This is a genomic window from Tsukamurella hominis, from assembly GCF_965137015.1.
GTDB classification, from domain to species: domain Bacteria; phylum Actinomycetota; class Actinomycetes; order Mycobacteriales; family Mycobacteriaceae; genus Tsukamurella; species Tsukamurella hominis.
This window is the reverse complement of record NZ_CBCRZG010000031.1, coordinates 1-13,845: the sequence shown is the minus strand read 5'-3', so window position 1 is coordinate 13,845 and position 13,845 is coordinate 1. Positions and strand designations below refer to the sequence as shown.

Genomic DNA, 13,845 nt, shown 5'->3' with positions numbered 1-13,845 from the left:
GACCGCGACGACGCACAGCCGCGCCCTGTATCCCCTCTACGACGCGGGCTTCACCACCGCCTTCGGCGCCCACAGCATCGCCGCGAGCCTCGGCGGGCTCACCGGCTCGGTCGGTTCGCAGCTCCTCACCCTCGGGCTGCTGCTCGCGCTCTACGACGGTGCGGAGGTCCTGCTCAAGCCCGTCTTCGGCACGCTCGCCGACCGGATCGGGCCCCGCCCCGTGCTGCTCGGCGGCCTCGCGGCGTTCGCGATCGCGTCGGCGGCCTTCGTGCTCGCGGGCGACGCCGGGTGGCTCGCACTGGCGAGGTTCGCGCAGGGCGCGGCGGCGGCCGCCTTCTCCCCCGCCGCCGGCGCGATGGTCCCCGGCTCACCCCGGACACCGCGCAGGGCCGCGCCTTCGGCAGCTACGGCGCCTGGAAGGGCCTCGGCTACACCCTGGGCCCGGTGCTCGGCGGCGCGCTCATCTGGGCCGGCGGCTACACCCTGTTGTTCGGCGTGCTCGGCGGCGTCGCGGCCCTCGTCGCGGCCTGGGCGGTGGCCGCGGTACCGGTGCTCGAACCGTTGCCCCGACAGCGGCAGACCGTCATCGACCTCGCGCGCCGCCTCGGCTCGCGGTCGTTCCTGCTCCCCACGGCCGCGCTCGCGGGCTCCACCGGCGTGCTCGCGGTCGGGGTGGGCTTCCTACCGGTCGCCGGCGCGGAGCACGGCATGGGTCCGCTGTTCACCGGCGCCGTGGTCTCGGTGCTCGCGCTCACCGCCTCCCTGATCCAGCCGCGGGCGGGTCGGGCGCGGGACGCGGGCCGGCTGTCCGACGGTGCCGGCATCGCCTCGGGCCTGGCCCTCGCCGCGCTCGGCCTGCTCGCCGTCGCGATCCCCGGCCCCGCCGGGATCGTGGTCTCCGCGATCGCCATCGGCACCGGCGTGGGCCTGGTGACGCCGCTCGGTTTCGCGCACCTCGCGCAGAGCTCTCCGAAGGAGCACCTGGGCCAGACGATGGGCTCCGCCGAGATCGGCCGCGAGCTCGGCGACGCGGGCGGTCCGCTGCTGGTCGGGGCCATCGCCGCGGCCGCCGGACTCACCGCGGGCCTCGCCGGACTGACCGTCGTGCTCGGCGTGATCGCGCTCGCCGCGCTCCGCCTGCGTTAGCGCCGTATTCTTCCGCTCATGACCGCCTTCACCGTCGCGCGATCCACCGAGATCGCCGCGCCCGCCGCCACCGTCTACGGGCTCATCGCCGACCTCCACGAGTGGCGACTGTGGTCGCCCTGGGAGGGCGTCGACCCGCACCTGCACCGCGAGTACACCGGGCCGTCGAGCGGGCCGGGCGCGAGCTACGCCTGGAAGGGCAACCGCAAAGCCGGGGCCGGCCGGATGACCGTCTCCGCGGTGGAGCCGGACGCCGCCGTGGACGTGGACCTCGAGTTCCTCAAGCCCTTCCCGGCGCACAACCACGTGCGCTTCGACATCGCCCCGGCGGGCGCGGGCGTCCGCGTCACGTGGACCATGACGGGCGAGACCAGCGGGCTGGCATCGCTGTTCGGCAGGATCGTGCCGATGGACCGACTCGTCGGCAAGGACTTCGAGAAGGGCCTCGCGGCCCTCAAGGCCCGCAGCGAGAACGCCGGCGCCGGCGACGCCTGAGAACGGGCCGGCGCGGCACCGTCGGGCTGAGAATCCGGCGAATCGTCCCCGGTCCGGCGCGGCGGCGGCCAGAATGCACGCATTCGCCCGCGCCCGCTGCCACAAGGAGACACCATGCCCGCTCGCCCCGCCGTCGACCTCGGATCCTGGATCGCGCGCCGCGCCGCCGTCAGCGGGGACCGCCCCGCCGTCACCTACGGCGACACGACGTGGAGCTACCGGGAGCTCGCCGACCGGGTCGATCGCCTAGCGGCCGAGCTGGTGGCCGGGGGCGTCGGGACCGGCGATCGGGTGGGCTACGTCGGCTTCAACCATCCCGACTTCCTCACGACGATGTTCGCCGCGTCCCGCGCCGGGGCCGTGTTCGTGCCGCTGAACTTCCGCCTGACCTCGGCGGAGCTGGAGTACATCCTCACGGACGCGGGCGTGCACACCCTGGTGGCCGACGCCGATCGCGCCGCCGTGGTGGAGCCGGTGCGGGCCTCGTCGGGCGTCACGCGCGCGATCGCGCTGGAGCCCGTGGACGGCTGGGAGCAACTCGACGCCCTCCTCGCGGACCGCGCGCCGATCGCGGAACCGCAGTCGCCGGCGGAGGACGACCTCGCCCTCATCATGTACACCTCGGGAACCACGGGCCGCCCCAAGGGCGCGATCCTCACGCACGGAAACATGTTCTGGAACAACATGAACGCGCTGCTGAGCCTCGACACCATGTCGACCGACATCAGCCTCGTCGCGGCGCCGATGTTCCACATCGGTGGCCTCAACGTGACCACGCTGATCACCCTGCAGAAGGGCGGTCAGCTGGTGATCCTCCCCGCCTTCGATCCCACCGCCGCGCTGCAGCTCATCGAGAAGCACCGCGTCACCACGATGTTCGGCGTGCCCGCCATGTTCCTGTTCATGAGCCAGGTGCCGGCCTTCGAGACCACCGACCTCTCCAGCGTCCGCCAGTTCACCTGCGGCGGCGCGCCGGTCCCCGAACCGCTCATCGCGCTCTACAACGGCCGCAGCATCCCCTTCTGCCAGGGCTACGGGCTCACCGAGACGGCGCCGCTCGCCCTCGTCATGGACGTCTACGACACCGCGCGCAAGATCGGCGCCGCCGGCCACCACGTCCTTCCGCTCTCCGAGGTCGCGCTGCTCGGGCCCGACGGTGCGCCGGCCCCGGCCGGGGAGCGCGGCGAGGTCTGCGTGCGCGGCCCGCAGGTCACGCCCGGCTACTGGCAGAACCCCGATGCCACCGGCGCCGCGATCGACGCCGACGGCTGGTTCCACACCGGCGACGTGGGCGAGCAGGACGAGGACGGCTACGTCACCGTCGTCGACCGGGTCAAGGACATGGTGATCTCGGGCGGCGAGAACGTCTACCCCGCCGAGGTCGAGTCGGTGCTGTACCGCCACCCGTCGATCGCGGAGGTGGCGATCATCGGTACGCCGCACGAGAAGTGGGGCGAGGCCGTGACCGCGATCGTCGCGCTCAAGCCCGAGACCTCGCTGACGCTGGAAGAGGTCCGCGACTTCGCGAAGGAGTCCCTCGCGCCGTACAAGCTGCCGCTGGCGCTGCACCTCGTGGACGCCCTGCCCCGCAATCCCGCGGGCAAGGTCCTCAAGTTCAAGCTGCGCGAGCAGGTCTAACCGAGCGCCACCTCGGTCACGCCGTCGCGGTCGCGGAGGGCGTCGAAGCGGCCGGGGACGCAGCTGAAGACGATCACCTGGGCGGAGCGACCCGCCTCGACCAGGGCGTCGGCCATCGCTCCCAGGCGGATGGGGTCGCTGTGGCCGAGGGCGTCGTCGAAGATGACGGGTGCGCCGTCGGCACCGTCGACCAGGCGGGCGCAGGCGAGCCGACTGAGCACGCCCAGCTGCTCCTGCGCGCCGCCCGACAGGGAGTCGAAGGGCACGGTGACCCCGTCGACGGTGCGCGACGCGATGGTCAGGTCGTCGCCGACGGTGATGGTGAGCGGATCGCCGAAGACGGTGCGGCCCAGCTCTTCCAGGGCTCGCTGGTACGGCGCCTGCACGCGGGCGCGCCGGGCGTCGCGGTGCGCGGTGAGGGTGTCGTGCAGCAGCGCCGCGGCGCGGGCCCGCTCCTCCACCGACGTGAGGCCGCGCTCGGCGTGCAGGTGCTCCGCCTCGGCCGCGTCGAGCCGGTCGCGGCGGCCGTCGGCCTGGAACAGCTGCAGCTGGCCGTTCAGGCCGGCGAGTTCCTCCCGCGCCGCGGCCTCCGCGGCGCGGGCCCGCTCGTCCTGCGCGCGGGCGGCCGCGAGCCGGGCGGCGAAGCCCTCGACGTCGGCCTCGCGCGCCGCGGCCTCGTGCTCGACGACGCGGGCCGCCGCGGCCTCCCGGGCGGCGACGGCGGCGTCGGCCGCCTCGCCCAGCGCCTCATCGGCGGATTCGGCGCGGGCGCGCTCCAGCTCGGCGGTCAGCTCGGCCGCCTGGTGATCGAAGTCCTGCAGCCGGTTGGCCGCCGTGCGGGCCGCGACGTCGGCGGCGTGCAGCTCCTGCTGCTTCTGCCCGAGCTGCTCGCGCGTGCGCCGCTCCTCGCCGCGCGAGGCGACCTCGGCCTGCGTGGCGTCCATGAGGTTCGCCTTGGCCCGCTCCGGGTCGACTGCCAGCAGCTCCGGATCCACCGCCGCCTCGAGCGCGACGATCCGCTCCGCCGACTCCTCCGCGAGCTGCCGCAGCTCCGCGAGGGTGTTGTCGCCCAGGGCGTGGGCGAGGGCGATCCGCGCCTCCTGCAGCTCGATCTCGACGGCCTCTCGCTGCTCGTTCAGCTCGCGGGCCTCGGCGACGTCCGCGGCGCCGGCGTCGCGGCACGCAGCGAGGAGGGCGGTGTGCGCGGCCTTCACCTCGGCGGCGGCGTCGGCGCTCTCGCCACGCTGCACGACCTCGATCCGCACGGCGCCGGGCACCTCGATCACGGTGCCGTTCCCCGCGACGACCTCGACCGGCTCCTCGCCGATGTTGCGGCCGTCGACGAGCACGTCGGAGAAGCCCAGCCGCTCGAGCGTCAGGGTGGCGGCGAGCGCGGAGAACCGGGCCTGTGCCTTCTCGTACCGCTGCTCGGCGACCGCGATGGTCTGCAGCGCACGGCGGTCGAGCGGGTTGGCGGCCAGCCGGTTCCGCGCGTCCTCGACGTCCTTGCCGAGGAGCTGCGCCTGCTCGATCCGCTTCACGATGCGCTGGTACCCCACCGACTCGCGGGCGTAGTCGACGGCGTACTGCGCCTGCGACTTCCGCTCCCGACGGTCCGCCGACACCGCCGAAAGCTCGTGCACCGTGGTCTCGAGCCACGACGCCTCCGCGGCGAGCGCCTCGCGATCGGCGAGCGCCCGGTCGCGCTGCACCCGCACCTGCGCGGTGCGCTCGACGGCGAGGGCCTGCTTGTCGACGAGCCGGCGCCGGCGGTTCGCGGCGTCGCCCGCGTGCTGCTCGCGCAGCAGCGCCGACTCGTGCGCGGCACGCGCCTGCGCCAGCGTCGACTGGAGCGCGGTGATCCGCTCCCGGTCGGCGCCCAGGACCTCCAACTGCGCCGCGGCGGCGGACCGTCGGTCCACGAGCGCGCCCAGGCGCGCGGAGGCGAGGGCGTGCTCCTCGACGACCCGGTCGACCTCGCGCAGCGCGGCCTCCGCCTCGTCGAGCGCGGCGCGGGCCGCCGCATCGCGGGCGCGGGCGGCGGAGAGCTCTCCCGTCGGGCGGCCGGTCGGGGTGAAGTAGCGGGCGCGTTCGGCGGCGACGGCCTCGGCGAGCCGCTCGGCGCCCGGCTCGTCCTCCCCCGCGCCGCCCGACGCGGAGTCCAGGGCCTTCGCGAAGGCGGCGCTGTCGCGCAGGGACGGCTGCCCGGGGCCGGGGCCCTGCAGCACGGTGAGCGCGGCGAGCAGGTCGCCGTCGACGTGCGCTGCCATCTGCTCCGCCACCCACGATTCCGCGCTGCCGCCCGTGAGCTGCAGCGGCGTGGGCTCGAGCACCGTGAGCACGGTGCCGGGGCGGCGGTGGTACTGCTTGGCGTAGACGAAGCGGTGCGGCCCGACGGTCAGCTCGGCCTCGACGAACGGGCCGGCGTCGCGGTGCGCAGGGCACACGGCCTCGACACGCTGCGACTTCGACGTGGCCTTGACCTCCAGCAGCAGCTGCAGGGCCTCGACCATCGACGACTTGCCGGCCTCGTTGGGGCCGTGCAGCAGCGTGACGCCGGTGTCGGCGAAGACGATCTCCCGCTCGTCGACGCCGCGGAAATCCTTGACCGCCAAGCGGTGCACCCTCATGCGCCCACCTCCTGCCGGGCGAGGCGGTAGAGCAGCGCGAGCGCCCCGGAGGCATCGGCCGCGCGCTCCCCGCCGGTGCGGGCGACGCCGAGCAGCTCCTGCGCGGCGTCCGAGGCCGGGCCGGTGAGCTCGAGCGCGTCCAGCTCCTCCTCGCCCGGGAGCACCGCGAGATCGGTCGTGCGCTCCCACAACTCGACGGCCGCGAATCGGGCCCGCAGGGCCTCGATCTCGGCGTCCAGCCGGGCCTTCGCCGCGAGCCCGATGGTGCCGGTGAAGCCGACCTTGACCACGGTGCGGTCCTTGTCCGGCAGCGCGGCGAGCGCACCGACGGCCGCGTCGACGTCGCGCTCGGCGGTGAGCGAGAACTCGCGGGAGGCGAACCGCCACGTGCCCACCCGCGCCGGCTCGACGCGCGCCGGACCCTCGTCGGGAACATCGACGACGAGGACGGAACCGGACGCCGTCTCCTTGTGGTCGAAGTTGGTGACCTCGGGGGCGCCGGAGTACCAGACGCCCGGGACGACCTCGGTGACCGAGTGCCGATCCCCGAGGGCGACGTAGCGCAGCTCGCCCGCGGCGATCCGCTCCGACAGGGCGGCGACGTCGATGAGGCGCTGATCCCGCGCACCGACGGGCAGGGTGCCGCCGTGCCCGACGGCGACGCGGATCACGCCCGCGGCCGGCGGCGCGGCCGCGGCGACGGCCTCGGTGAGCGGATCCCCGGCGGGATGCTTGGAGAACCACGGCGCGGCCAGCAGCTCGACGCCCGGGCGCACCTCGTGCACGCCGGGGCTCTCGAGCACCACGACGTTGGCCGGGCGGTGCCGCCGGAAGACCTCGGACGTGTAGATCGAGGCGGCGTCGAGCGGATCGTGGTTGCCGGGCAGCAGGTAGACGGGGCAGCCGATCGCGGCGATCCGGTCGAGGCTGCGGGCGACGACGGCGGGGGCGAGCCGGTTGTCCTCGAAGACGTCACCGCAGACGACGACGAACTCCGCGTCCCTCTCCGCCGCGACGGCGCCGAGGCGGGAGATCGCGTCGAGCCGGGCGTCGGTGAACCGGGCCTGCGCGTCCGCGTCGAGGAAGTGCCGGGTCATCCCCAGCTGCCAATCCGCCGTGTGCAGAAACCGCATGTCCGTCACCCCCTCGTAGGTCGCCCCTCAGGGTAGTGACCCCCACCGACAAGTTCCGCCACCGACGCGGGAAGTGCGCCTCGCGCCATCCTCAACTGTTCAGGAGGTCACAAGCCGAAGTAGCGGGTCATCGCGTGCTCGATCTCCGCCATCTCGTCTCCATCGAGGTAACCGACGGGATCGCCGTGGATGTACGTGGTATCGACGGTGCGTATCTGGTCGACCAGGAACAACGTCCGCACCCCCATCAGATCCAGTTCGGGACGGAATACCGCCGATCGCGCACTCGTCGACGTCGGCACGACTGTCGCCACGCTCCATGCCGTCGAACTCGGACTGACGACGACTCCGTACCGACGTCCGCGCTGCTCATGCCCGCGCCGGGCCTCACCGAGATCGACTTTGTACACCGCCCCGCGGATCACCAGGCGTCCGGCTCCGCGGAGAGATCCTCGTCGGCCAACCGCTCGGCGTCCTCGCGCGCCCGAGCGATCCAGACCTCGCGCTCCAGAAGGCGAAGCGCTCTCCGAATGACGTCACTCTTGCGCTCCCCGTCCCGCATCGCCGCGTTGATGATCTGCTCGTCGTCCTCGGTGGGGCGGAAGCCGATGGTCGTCATACCTCCAGCCTACGCCGCGTTGCACAGCGGTCAAGCAATTGTTAACGCACTACGGGGTCAGCGCGGGTCGCGGAGGCGGTCGTAGAGCTCGGCGAGCTCGTCCTGGGCCTCGGCGACGTCGGCGGGCTTCGTGCCCGTGCGGCGCAGCGCCGTGCGCAGCAGCGCCGGGTCGAGCAGGGTCATGGCGTCGATCGGGGATGGCTCGGGCAGCGGCGGCAGGTCGTAGCCCTCCCCGTAGAAGGCCGCGGCGCCGGCGTCCCAGGCGTCGGGATCCCAGTCGCCGCGGGCACCGTCGGCCTCCGCACTCGACGGTGCCCCCGACGGCTCGGACGTGCTGACGCGGGCCAGCAACCCGGCGAGGGGGACGCCCGCGAAGTCGAGGACCAGCGACGGGTCGCCGTCGGCCGCCGCACAGAACTCGTAGGTCAGGGCGAGCGCGTGCACGCAGGCGCCGGACTCGTCGGGGCACGCGCAGTCGACGATCACGTCGGACGCCGTCTCCGGCAGCACCAGCTCCCCCAGCGTGCGCCCCAGCTCGCCGCGGGTGACGCCGAGGAGCTCCGCGGCCGCGCCCTGCGCCACGAGCAGGGAGATCACGGCGGCCGCGTCGCCGGGCATCCGGGCGAGCGCGACGCCGAAGGGGTCCAGCTGGCTGCCCTGCACCGTCGCGGTGATCGACGCGGGCACCACGGCCAGCGAGTACACCTGGTGCTCCTGGTAGAGCCGCCGCGCGTACTGGACCTTGCGCCGCTCCGTGACCTCCTCGCGCTGCTGGATGAGCCGCCGGCTGAACCACGTCGCACCCATGGGCCGCGCGGTGTCGCGGGCCTTTCTCGGCGATCGCGCCATCTCAGACCACCGCCTCGTCGCGCAGGGCGACCAGCTCGTAGAGCTCGTCGTTGTTCAGCTCCGTCAGCCACGCCTCGCCCGTCTGCACCGTCATCGACGAGAGCTCCTTCTTGGCCGCGATCACGCCGTCGATCCGCTCCTCCAGCGTCCCCGCGCAGACGAACTTGCGGACCTGGACCGCCCGGGTCTGGCCGATGCGGAAGGCGCGGTCGGTGGCCTGGTTCTCAACCGCCGGGTTCCACCAGCGGTCCACGTGGATCACGTGATTCGCGGCGGTGAGGTTGAGGCCCGTGCCGCCGGACTGCACCGTCGCGACGAGGGCGGGGGCGCCGTCGCCGGACTGGAACCGCGCCACCATCGCGTCGCGCTCGGCGCGGGGCACGGCACCGTCGAGCACGGGGACCTCGGCGCCGAGCAGGCCCGAGAGCCAGGGCTGCAGCATGCGCGCGAACTCGGCGTACTGGGTGAAGACCAGCGCCCGCTCGCCCTCGTCGGCGACGGTGGTGAGGATGTCGGCGAGCAGCTCGACCTTGCCCGAGCGGTGCTGCCCGCGGCGCAGCAGCGGCGAGCCGTCGCCGAGGTAGTGCGCGGGGTGGTTGCAGATCTGCTTGAGGCGGGTCAGGGACGCCAGGACGAGGCCGCGCCGGCCCATGCCCTGCGACTCGCGCAGCTCCTCCACCAGCCGGTTCAGCGTCGCCTGGTAGAGCCCCGCCTGCTCGGGCGTGAGCGAGGCGCGCACGGTGAACTCGGCCTTCTCGGGGAGCTCCGGGGCGATGGCCGGGTCGGTCTTCTCGCGCCGCAGGATGAACGGCGACGTCAACGTGTTGAGCCGGCGCACGGCCGCCTTGTCCTGCTCCCGCTCGATGGGCAGCGCGTAACGGTTGCGGAAGGTGCGGGCCGAGCCGAGCAGGCCGGGGTTGACCAGGTCGATCACGGCGCGCAGGTCCTCGAGGCGGTTCTCGACCGGGGTGCCGGTGAGCGCTACGCGGTGCGCCGCGGGGATCGACCGGAGCGCCTTCGCGGCGGCGGTGTTGACGTTCTTCACGTGCTGCGCCTCGTCGACCACGAGGCGGCCCCAGTGGTGCCCCGCGAGCAGCTCCCGGTCGCGGGCGGCGAGCGCGAAGGTGGTGACCACGACGTCGGAGGCGGCCGCGACCCGGCCGAACTCCTCGCCGGTCGGCCGGTCGGCGCCGTGGTGCACGTGCACCCGCAGGCCCGGGGTGAAGCGCTGCGCCTCCGCGACCCAGTTGCCGACCACGGACATCGGGCAGACGAGCAGCGTCGGCCGGACCGACTCCCCGGCCTCGCGTTCGTGGCAGAGCAGCGCGAGTACCTGGATCGTCTTGCCCAGGCCCATGTCGTCGGCCAGGACGGCGCCGATGCCGCTGTGCCACAGCGTGACCAGCCACTCCAGCCCGCGCACCTGGTAGTCGCGCAACTGGGCCTTGAGCGTCGACGGTGCCGTCACCTCCGCCGGGGCGATGGTGCCGCCGCGGTAGACGGAGTCGAGCCAGCCGAGACCGTCGACGGCGGCGAGCGGGGCCGGCAGGGCCGCGGGGTCGGCGATCATGCCGAGCAGGTCGCTCAGATCCGTGCCGGACTCGGCGGCCGAGCGCTGCTCGGCGACGAACCGCGCCGCCTGCGCCAGCGTGCGACGGTCGGCGCGCACCCATTTGCCGCGCACCTCGACCAGCCCGGACGCCGAGTTCGCCAGGGAGGCGAGCTCGCTCGCGGTGAGCACGGTGTCGCCGACGGCGAGTTGCCAGGCGAAGTCCTTGATCTCGGCGAGGCCGGCCTGCACCGTGAGCGCCGTGCGCCCGGGCTGCTCCCGGCCGACGAGGCGGAGCGCGGGGCGGACCGTCGCGATCGAGGCGGGCAGCAGCACCTCGTATCCGGCCTTGGTCAGCCCGGGCGCTCCCTCGAGGAAGAGCGCCTCCGCCTCCTCGGTGGTGAGCAGGAAGTCCAGCGAGGAATCGTCCTGCGCGACCCGCTTGAGCGGCGGATACACGGCCAGGGCCCGGGCCAGCTCGCCGGCGAGATCGTCCAGGTCGACGGGGCTCATCCGCGCCGGGTCGGCCCGCACGGGCGCGGCGCCGGGGACGCGGCGGCACACCTCGAGCCGCCACGGCGTCGCGCCGGGCGTGCTCCGCGGCGCGAGCGGGTTCTCGCCGATGCTGCGGCCGTCGGGCTCGACGAGGCGCAGCACCAGCAGGGTCTCGGCGGAGCGGACGCTGCCCGCCCACTCGGTCCACGAGGCGGCCGCCCCGGCGTCGGCGACGGACCGGGCGGGGAGGGGCTCACCGTCGACCAGGGCGCGCAGCGACGGCGCCGCGACCCAGGACCACGGCCCGTCGCCGAGGCGCAGGCGCGCGTACCGGTCGGCGAGTTCCGCGGCCATGTCGAGGATCGCCGCGAGGTCGCCGGTGCGGCGCAGCACGGGCGGCATCGCGGCCGCCGCGGTCTGCACCCACGTGCGCCACTGCACCGACTCGACGGGCGCCCAGCGCACGATCCACTCGCCGTCGTCGTTCCGGAGCGCGGGCGTCGCGGCCCCGGCGGCGACGAACCGCTCGACGGACTTCGCCGCCCACCGCAGGTACCGCAGGTCGCCGGCACCGTCGGACGGGGCGAGCGCGTCGAGCAGCGCGGCCGCGCGCTCCGGTCCGAGGGTGAGGGCGGGGGCGACGAGCCGGCCCTGCGGCCCGGCGAGGGACACCGACCGGCGGGGGCGGCGGTCGCCCAGCACCTCGGCGATCGGCGCGGGCAGCGCCGCGACGTCGGGGTCGGCGGTCGGCTCGCCGACCTCGTCGGTGAACCACAGCGCGAGCCCGAGGCCCGGGCGCCACAGCCCGTGCGCCGCGGCCTGGGGGCGGGGCACGCCTACTCCGGGGCGGAGCGGTAGGCCTCGTGCCGGTGGCGCAGACGGTGCCGCAGGTGCGCGTCCACCGTCGGCCACTCGTGCCGGAGGATCGAGAAGAGGACCGCGTCCTGCAGTGCGCCGTTGCGGTACCGCTTGTAGCTGCGCAGCACGCCGTCCTGCTTGGCACCGAGCCGGGCGATGGCCTCGCGCGACTGGGTGTTGACCCACTGGGTGCGCAGGCCGATGCACTCGCAGCCGAGCACGTCGAAGGCGTGCCGGAGCAGGAGCAGCTTGGATTCGGCGTTGGTGCCGGTGCCGTGCGCGGAGGCGCGGTTCCAGGTGTAGCCGATCTCCATCCGCGGGACCGTCGGGTCGACGTCGTAGTACGTGGTCATGCCGAGCACCCGGCCCGCCGCGTCGATCGCGGTGAATGGGATCATCTCGCCCTTCTCCTGCAGGTCCAGGCGGCGGTCGATCTCGGCGCGCAGGCCCGACGGGGCGGGCACGGAGGTGTACCAGCGGTCCCAGAGTTGCCCGTCCTCGAGCGCCTCGAGGAGGCCGTCGTGCTGGTCGTGCGCCAGCGGGACGAGCGTGACGAGGTGCCCCGTCAGGGTGACGGGCGCCAGCGGGGTGCGGAAGGCCATGGCTCGCAGGCTACTGCGGGGCACTGACGAGCAGGCGTTCCAGCGCGGCGCGGATCCCGTCGGGGATCCCGGCGGGGCGGCGGGTCTCCCGGTCGACGAAGACGTGCACGAACCAGCCCACCGCGGCGGGCCGCGCCTCCGTACCGGGCGGGTCGCCGGCACCGTCGAACAGGGTGACGGCGTAGGTGACGCTGGACCGGCCCAGCTTGGTGACCGCGAGCCCGGCGGTGACCGGCTCGGGGAAGGCCAACGGGGCGTCGTAACGGCAGTGAGATTCCACACACAGGCCGATCACGGGGCCGTCGTGGATGTCGAGCCCGCCCTCGCGGATGAGGAAGGTGTTGATCACCGTGTCGAAGAAGCTGTAGTAGACGACGTTGTTGACGTGCCCGTACACGTCGTTGTCCTTCCAGCGCGTGGGGATGACCAGGGTGTACGGCTGTTCGTCGATGCTCGGCACGGTCTCCGACGGTACGCGGGCGGGGCACGGCGAGGTGCGCCGGTCGGGAACTTTCCGGGGGCCGTCGGGGGTTAGATGGGGTGAAAGGTCACCAGGATCGCATCCCACGGAGGACACCATGGCGAACAAGCCCGCGCGCATCCAGCCCGATCAGCCCGACCTGCCCGCCGTCCAGCACGGCGGCGGGGGCGTCCTGGGCTCCGTCATCGACCGCGCCGCGCGCCTGCAGGCGCCCGCCGTCGCGAAGTACGTCGCGGGCCTGCGCGCCGACCACCCGGACGAGTCGCCCGCGCAGATCATCGCCCGCCTGGAGAAGCGCTACCTGCTCACCGTGACCGGCACGGGCGGCGCGGCCGGCGCGACCGCGGCCGTCCCCGGCGTCGGCACCCTGGCCGCGATCGGCACCGTCGGCGCCGAGACCGTGGTGTTCATGGAGGCCTCGGCCCTGTACGCCCTGGCCGTCGCCGAGGTGTACGGCATCTCCCCCGAGGACCGTGAGCTGCGGAAGGCCCTGGTGCTCACCGCGGTGCTCGGCGAGGCCGGGCTCGGTGCGCTGCGCGCGACCGTCGGCGCCAAGAACGCGTCGCTGATGAACCTCAAGAAGAATCCCACCCAGATCCCCGGTCTGGGCAGCATGAACAAGCAGCTGATGAAGATGTTCAGCCGCCGGTTCCTGGCGAAGAAGTCGCCGCTGATCCTCGGCAAGCTGCTCCCCGCGGGGATCGGCGCCGTGGTGGGCGCCGGCGGCAACCGCGTCCTGGGCAAGGGCGTGATCAAGAACTCCCGGGCGGCCTTCGGTCCCGTCCCCACCACGTGGCCCACCGCCCACCTGCGGGTGGTCGAGGGCTCCGCGACCGACGGTTCCGTCCCCGGACTGCCGGGCCCCGGCACCGAGTGACCCCGAGCCGCGGAACGGGAGTAACCGTCACAGGTTTTCCGTGGTGGACTACCCTGGACCGCGCGGACCTGCGCCCTCTGCGATCCAGGGCGGCGCGCGCTTGATACGACGATGATGAATCGAGGCGAGGACCTGCCGTGAGCAGCAGTTCTGTATCGGATTTCGGCCAAAACGAGTGGCTGGTCGAGGAGATGTACGAGCGGTTCAAGGCCGACCCTAATTCGGTCGACCCGAGCTGGCACGAATTCCTCTCGAAGTACACCCCGGGAGCTGCGGAGGGTGGCAACGCGGCGAGTAACGGTGCGGCCCCTGCGGCCGCCCCCGCTGCGGCGGCACCCGCCGCGCCCGCGCAGCCCGCCGCCGCGCCGGCCGCGAAGGCCCCGAAGACGGCCGACACGACGCTGACCCCGGCGCCGTCCACCCCGGTGACCCCGGCACCGTCGTCGCCCGCGAAGCCCGCCCCGGCGCCCAAG

General features: G+C 73.9%; 12 protein-coding genes and 1 pseudogene. 5 read left to right on the top strand and 8 right to left on the bottom strand.

What is annotated here, in order from left to right; all coding sequences use genetic code 11:
- Positions 1-25 precede the first annotated feature (25 nt).
- From ACM9LD_RS23440 to ACM9LD_RS23430, 3 genes and pseudogenes are all read left to right on the top strand, one after another.
- Positions 26-1,146 (top strand): annotated as a pseudogene (locus ACM9LD_RS23440) (MFS transporter).
- Between the two features lie 18 nt (positions 1,147-1,164).
- Positions 1,165-1,641, top strand: a complete 477-nt coding sequence (locus ACM9LD_RS23435; protein WP_415678928.1) for an SRPBCC family protein — start codon at positions 1,165-1,167, stop codon at positions 1,639-1,641.
- Positions 1,642-1,755: 114 nt separating this feature from the next.
- Positions 1,756-3,279 carry an acyl-CoA synthetase gene (locus ACM9LD_RS23430; RefSeq protein WP_415678927.1) on the top strand — a complete coding sequence of 508 codons (1,524 nt, stop codon included), beginning with the start codon at positions 1,756-1,758 and terminating at the stop codon, positions 3,277-3,279.
- On the opposite strand, the gene ACM9LD_RS23425 is transcribed toward ACM9LD_RS23430, so the two are convergent.
- The 8 genes from ACM9LD_RS23425 to ACM9LD_RS23390 all read right to left on the bottom strand — a co-directional run bounded on the left by ACM9LD_RS23425 (position 3,276) and on the right by ACM9LD_RS23390 (position 12,474).
- Positions 3,276-5,909 (bottom strand): AAA family ATPase, encoded by a 2,634-nt coding sequence (locus ACM9LD_RS23425; RefSeq protein ID WP_415678926.1) that lies wholly within the window; start codon positions 5,907-5,909, stop codon positions 3,276-3,278. The genes ACM9LD_RS23430 and ACM9LD_RS23425 overlap by 4 nt on opposite strands.
- Positions 5,906-7,042: a metallophosphoesterase family protein gene (locus tag ACM9LD_RS23420; RefSeq protein ID WP_415678925.1), complete on the bottom strand. Its 1,137-nt coding sequence runs from the start codon at positions 7,040-7,042 to the stop codon at positions 5,906-5,908. Before ACM9LD_RS23420 ends, ACM9LD_RS23425 begins: the two co-directional genes overlap by 4 nt.
- A 107-nt stretch (positions 7,043-7,149) precedes the next feature.
- Entirely contained in the window at positions 7,150-7,467 is a 318-nt protein-coding gene (locus ACM9LD_RS23415; RefSeq protein ID WP_415678924.1) for a type II toxin-antitoxin system PemK/MazF family toxin, read from the bottom strand.
- Positions 7,464-7,661 carry a hypothetical protein gene (locus ACM9LD_RS23410; protein WP_415678923.1) on the bottom strand — a complete coding sequence of 66 codons (198 nt, stop codon included), beginning with the start codon at positions 7,659-7,661 and terminating at the stop codon, positions 7,464-7,466. Before ACM9LD_RS23410 ends, ACM9LD_RS23415 begins: the two co-directional genes overlap by 4 nt.
- Positions 7,662-7,718: 57 nt before the next feature.
- Positions 7,719-8,468, bottom strand: coding sequence for a hypothetical protein (locus ACM9LD_RS23405; protein WP_415678922.1), 750 nt, complete (start codon positions 8,466-8,468; stop codon positions 7,719-7,721).
- A 43-nt stretch (positions 8,469-8,511) separates the two neighbouring features.
- Positions 8,512-11,388: a DEAD/DEAH box helicase gene (locus ACM9LD_RS23400; protein WP_415678921.1), complete on the bottom strand. Its 2,877-nt coding sequence runs from the start codon at positions 11,386-11,388 to the stop codon at positions 8,512-8,514.
- A gap of 2 nt (positions 11,389-11,390) precedes the next feature.
- Positions 11,391-12,014: a GNAT family N-acetyltransferase gene (locus ACM9LD_RS23395; protein ID WP_415678920.1), complete on the bottom strand. Its 624-nt coding sequence runs from the start codon at positions 12,012-12,014 to the stop codon at positions 11,391-11,393.
- A 10-nt stretch (positions 12,015-12,024) separates the two neighbouring features.
- The gene (locus ACM9LD_RS23390) at positions 12,025-12,474 is read right to left on the bottom strand and encodes an acyl-CoA thioesterase (RefSeq protein ID WP_415678919.1); all 450 of its coding nucleotides are present in this window, start codon (positions 12,472-12,474) and stop codon (positions 12,025-12,027) included.
- Between the two features lie 118 nt (positions 12,475-12,592).
- On the opposite strand from ACM9LD_RS23390, the gene ACM9LD_RS23385 reads away from it, so the two are divergent.
- Together ACM9LD_RS23385 and ACM9LD_RS23380 are read left to right on the top strand one after the other, a co-directional pair.
- Positions 12,593-13,372 (top strand): hypothetical protein, encoded by a 780-nt coding sequence (locus ACM9LD_RS23385; protein ID WP_415678918.1) that lies wholly within the window; start codon positions 12,593-12,595, stop codon positions 13,370-13,372.
- Between the two features lie 137 nt (positions 13,373-13,509).
- Positions 13,510-13,845: 2-oxoglutarate dehydrogenase E1 subunit family protein (locus tag ACM9LD_RS23380; protein WP_415678917.1), on the top strand; the 336-nt coding region annotated here is incomplete at its 3' end.